The sequence below is a fragment of the Pseudomonas sp. 37 R 15 genome (genome assembly GCF_900004865.1).
GTDB classification, from domain to species: domain Bacteria; phylum Pseudomonadota; class Gammaproteobacteria; order Pseudomonadales; family Pseudomonadaceae; genus Aquipseudomonas; species Aquipseudomonas fluorescens_AM.
This window is the reverse complement of the sequence record NZ_CVTV01000061.1, coordinates 329030-332889: the sequence shown is the minus strand read 5'-3', so window position 1 is coordinate 332889 and position 3860 is coordinate 329030. Positions and strand designations below refer to the sequence as shown.

Below are 3860 nucleotides of genomic sequence, written 5' to 3'. Positions count from 1 at the left end.
TCGAACTTTCGGTTCATCTCGTCTTCACACACCGCAATCTGATGCTCGTTAGAGTAGTCAAATTGCTTGGGTGTTATATGGTCAAGCCTCACGGGCAATTAGTATTGGTTAGCTCAACGCCTCACAGCGCTTACACACCCAACCTATCAACGTCGTAGTCTTCGACGGCCCTTCAGGGAACTCAAGGTTCCAGTGAGATCTCATCTTGAGGCTAGTTTCCCGCTTAGATGCTTTCAGCGGTTATCTATTCCGAACATAGCTACCCGGCAATGCCACTGGCGTGACAACCGGAACACCAGAGGTTCGTCCACTCCGGTCCTCTCGTACTAGGAGCAGCCCCTCTCAAATCTCAAACGTCCACGGCAGATAGGGACCGAACTGTCTCACGACGTTCTAAACCCAGCTCGCGTACCACTTTAAATGGCGAACAGCCATACCCTTGGGACCGGCTTCAGCCCCAGGATGTGATGAGCCGACATCGAGGTGCCAAACACCGCCGTCGATATGAACTCTTGGGCGGTATCAGCCTGTTATCCCCGGAGTACCTTTTATCCGTTGAGCGATGGCCCTTCCATACAGAACCACCGGATCACTAAGACCTACTTTCGTACCTGCTCGACGTGTCTGTCTCGCAGTCAAGCGCGCTTTTGCCTTTATACTCTACGACCGATTTCCGACCGGTCTGAGCGCACCTTCGTACTCCTCCGTTACTCTTTAGGAGGAGACCGCCCCAGTCAAACTACCCACCATACACTGTCCTCGATCCGGATAACGGACCTGAGTTAGAACCTCAAAGTTGCCAGGGTGGTATTTCAAGGTTGGCTCCACGCAGACTGGCGTCCACGCTTCAAAGCCTCCCACCTATCCTACACAAGCAAATTCAAAGTCCAGTGCAAAGCTATAGTAAAGGTTCACGGGGTCTTTCCGTCTAGCCGCGGATACACTGCATCTTCACAGCGATTTCAATTTCACTGAGTCTCGGGTGGAGACAGCGCCGCCATCGTTACGCCATTCGTGCAGGTCGGAACTTACCCGACAAGGAATTTCGCTACCTTAGGACCGTTATAGTTACGGCCGCCGTTTACCGGGGCTTCGATCAAGAGCTTCGCGTTAGCTAACCCCATCAATTAACCTTCCGGCACCGGGCAGGCGTCACACCCTATACGTCCACTTTCGTGTTTGCAGAGTGCTGTGTTTTTAATAAACAGTCGCAGCGGCCTGGTATCTTCGACCGGCATGAGCTTACGGAGCAAGTCCTTCACCCTCACCGGCGCACCTTCTCCCGAAGTTACGGTGCCATTTTGCCTAGTTCCTTCACCCGAGTTCTCTCAAGCGCCTTGGTATTCTCTACCCAACCACCTGTGTCGGTTTGGGGTACGGTTCCTGGTTACCTGAAGCTTAGAAGCTTTTCTTGGAAGCATGGCATCAACCACTTCGTCATCTAAAAGATAACTCGTCATCAGCTCTCGGCCTTAAGATCCCGGATTTACCTAAGATCTCAGCCTACCACCTTAAACTTGGACAACCAACGCCAAGCTGGCCTAGCCTTCTCCGTCCCTCCATCGCAATAACCAGAAGTACAGGAATATTAACCTGTTTTCCATCGACTACGCTTTTCAGCCTCGCCTTAGGGACCGACTAACCCTGCGTCGATTAACGTTGCGCAGGAAACCTTGGTCTTTCGGCGTGGGTGTTTTTCACACCCATTGTCGTTACTCATGTCAGCATTCGCACTTCTGATACCTCCAGCAAGCTTCTCAACTCACCTTCACAGGCTTACAGAACGCTCCTCTACCGCATCACTTACGTGATACCCGTAGCTTCGGTGTATGGTTTGAGCCCCGTTACATCTTCCGCGCAGGCCGACTCGACTAGTGAGCTATTACGCTTTCTTTAAAGGGTGGCTGCTTCTAAGCCAACCTCCTAGCTGTCTAAGCCTTCCCACATCGTTTCCCACTTAACCATAACTTTGGGACCTTAGCTGACGGTCTGGGTTGTTTCCCTTTTCACGACGGACGTTAGCACCCGCCGTGTGTCTCCCATGCTCGGCACTTGTAGGTATTCGGAGTTTGCATCGGTTTGGTAAGTCGGGATGACCCCCTAGCCGAAACAGTGCTCTACCCCCTACAGTGATACATGAGGCGCTACCTAAATAGCTTTCGAGGAGAACCAGCTATCTCCGAGCTTGATTAGCCTTTCACTCCGATCCACAGGTCATCCGCTAACTTTTCAACGGTAGTCGGTTCGGTCCTCCAGTTAGTGTTACCCAACCTTCAACCTGCCCATGGATAGATCGCCCGGTTTCGGGTCTATTCCCAGCGACTAGACGCCCTATTAAGACTCGCTTTCGCTACGCCTCCCCTATTCGGTTAAGCTCGCCACTGAAAATAAGTCGCTGACCCATTATACAAAAGGTACGCAGTCACCCAACAAAGTGGGCTCCCACTGCTTGTACGCATACGGTTTCAGGATCTATTTCACTCCCCTCTCCGGGGTTCTTTTCGCCTTTCCCTCACGGTACTAGTTCACTATCGGTCAGTCAGTAGTATTTAGCCTTGGAGGATGGTCCCCCCATATTCAGACAAAGTTTCTCGTGCTCCGTCCTACTCGATTTCATGACTAAGAGATTTTCGCGTACAGGGCTATCACCCACTATGGCCGCACTTTCCAGAGCGTTCCGCTAATCTCAAAGCCACTTAAGGGCTAGTCCCCGTTCGCTCGCCACTACTAAGGGAATCTCGGTTGATTTCTTTTCCTCAGGGTACTTAGATGTTTCAGTTCCCCTGGTTCGCCTCTTACGCCTATGTATTCAGCGTAAGATAACCATCTTATGATGGCTGGGTTCCCCCATTCAGACATCTCCGGATCAAAGTCTGTTTGCCGACTCCCCGAAGCTTTTCGCAGGCTACCACGTCTTTCATCGCCTCTGACTGCCAAGGCATCCACCGTATGCGCTTCTTCACTTGACCATATAACCCCAAGCAATCTGGTTATACTGTGAAGACAACATTCGCCGAAAATTCGAATTTCTCGTTAAGAGAACTCACAAATTTTACCTTAGCCTGATCCGTTACCAGTGAAAGTAACGTTCAGTCTATCTTTCTATCACATACCCAAATTTTTAAAGAACGATCTAATCAAAGACTAGAAATCAATATTCACTTCAGAATATTCATTTCTAAACTCTAACAGCAGAAGCAGTTAATGGTGGAGCCAAACGGGATCGAACCGTTGACCTCCTGCGTGCAAGGCAGGCGCTCTCCCAGCTGAGCTATGGCCCCGCTTTTAAACGGGTTGCGACACTAAAATTGGTGGGTCTGGGCAGATTCGAACTGCCGACCTCACCCTTATCAGGGGTGCGCTCTAACCAACTGAGCTACAGACCCAATTTTGATGCGTTACGCAATCAAACTTGAAGCTTGTAGCTCAAAGCTTGAAGCTGCTTCTATCGTCTTCTTCAATGAATCAAGCAATTCGTGTGGGAACTTATGGAGCAGCTGATGTCGTCGATTAAGGAGGTGATCCAGCCGCAGGTTCCCCTACGGCTACCTTGTTACGACTTCACCCCAGTCATGAATCACACCGTGGTAACCGTCCTCCCGAAGGTTAGACTAGCTACTTCTGGTGCAACCCACTCCCATGGTGTGACGGGCGGTGTGTACAAGGCCCGGGAACGTATTCACCGCGACATTCTGATTCGCGATTACTAGCGATTCCGACTTCACGCAGTCGAGTTGCAGACTGCGATCCGGACTACGATCGGTTTTGTGGGATTAGCTCCACCTCGCGGCTTGGCAACCCTCTGTACCGACCATTGTAGCACGTGTGTAGCCCAGGCCGTAAGGGCCATGATGACTTGA

General features: G+C 51.0%; 2 tRNA genes and 2 rRNA genes (1 of these 4 cut by a window edge). All 4 read right to left on the bottom strand.

Annotation, left to right across the window (positions count from 1 at the left end):
- Window positions 1-77 precede the first annotated feature (77 nt).
- A 23S ribosomal RNA gene (locus tag BFQ04_RS27255) occupies window positions 78-2969 on the bottom strand.
- A gap of 236 nt (window positions 2970-3205) precedes the next feature.
- Window positions 3206-3281 (bottom strand) — tRNA-Ala (locus BFQ04_RS27250).
- Window positions 3282-3309: 28 nt separating this feature from the next.
- Window positions 3310-3386, bottom strand: a tRNA-Ile gene (locus BFQ04_RS27245).
- A gap of 125 nt (window positions 3387-3511) precedes the next feature.
- A 16S ribosomal RNA gene (locus BFQ04_RS27240) occupies window positions 3512-3860 on the bottom strand; it runs 1188 nt beyond the window's last position.
- The 16S and 23S rRNA genes sit together here with 2 tRNA genes alongside, the layout of an rRNA operon.